At 41.4% G+C, this 990-nt stretch carries 1 protein-coding gene; it reads right to left on the bottom strand.

Annotated features, from left to right (window positions below; genetic code table 11):
• Positions 1 to 989 (bottom strand): tyrosine-type recombinase/integrase (locus ACFIJ7_RS09615; protein ID WP_375645199.1); only part of this gene is annotated, 989 nt, incomplete at its 3' end.
• Position 990 lies beyond the last annotated feature (1 nt).

Here is a 990-nt window from a genome sequence, read left to right as displayed (position 1 = left end):
GGGGCATCGGTTGTTTCAGCGAGCCAATTGCGTAAACTAGAACGAAATCCATGGGGGCAGGCTTCAATTTTATTTTTTCTCATATACGCCGCCATCATCGTATGTGAAAGAGGACCACGACCGGTAAGTGAAAAGATGAAATCACTTTTAGAAATACAGTGGGCTTGTTCAATTACTTTTAATGCTTCAGATGATAAGGGCACGCGAAATTCTTTTGTTGTATCACGCTTTCCTTTCATATTCTCAGCAGGAATTGTCCATATATCCCCATCAATTTGATCTTTATGAATATGACGTAAAGGGTTAGAGCGAACCCCTGTAAGGATAAGCAGACGCAAAGCAAGATGTGTTATGTTTTGTGTTTTACAGAGGAACTGATAAAAATCTGGTATATCTTTCCAATCCATTGCTGGTCTATTAGTGATCTTATGACGTTGTTTTCCTAAGAGAGCACGTGCTTTTTCTGTTGCTTGTAAATCAACATCCAAACCCAAAGCAGCCGCATGTTTGAGACAAAGATTAAGACGTATCAATGCTATCTGAGCTGTTCCAGCTTTTGTATGCCAAATGGGAGAAAGCGTATCGCGTATCTCTGTTTGTGTAATCTCTGAAACGGGGAGGCAACCTAATTTAGGGAGAATGTAAAGCCGCAAAGGTGAAAACCAATCACTAGCCTTACCATCTCTTTTTAATTCGGCTTTACGACTTTCAAAAGCATCCACGGCAATGTCTTTTAAGTAATGGAGATTGCTTATTGCTTCACGCTTTTGTTTTTCACGTTCTTTAATAGGGTCACGCCCTTCACGTAAAACAGCACGCCACCCAGTTGCTAATTCACGGGCTTGTTTTAAAGAGACATGTCTTAAGGCACCCAATCCCATTTCACGGCGCCGACCATGAATGGTATATCGTAAAATCCATTGAGCACCTCCATCTTTACGCTTATGAAGTAACAAGCCGGCACCATCATTATATTTGCCAGCCCCCAAT

It is taken from the genome of Bartonella sp. MR100HLJHH (assembly GCF_042194215.1).
Taxonomy (GTDB): Bacteria; Pseudomonadota; Alphaproteobacteria; order Rhizobiales; family Rhizobiaceae; genus Bartonella; species Bartonella grahamii.
This window is presented reverse-complemented; position numbering and strand designations above follow the sequence as displayed.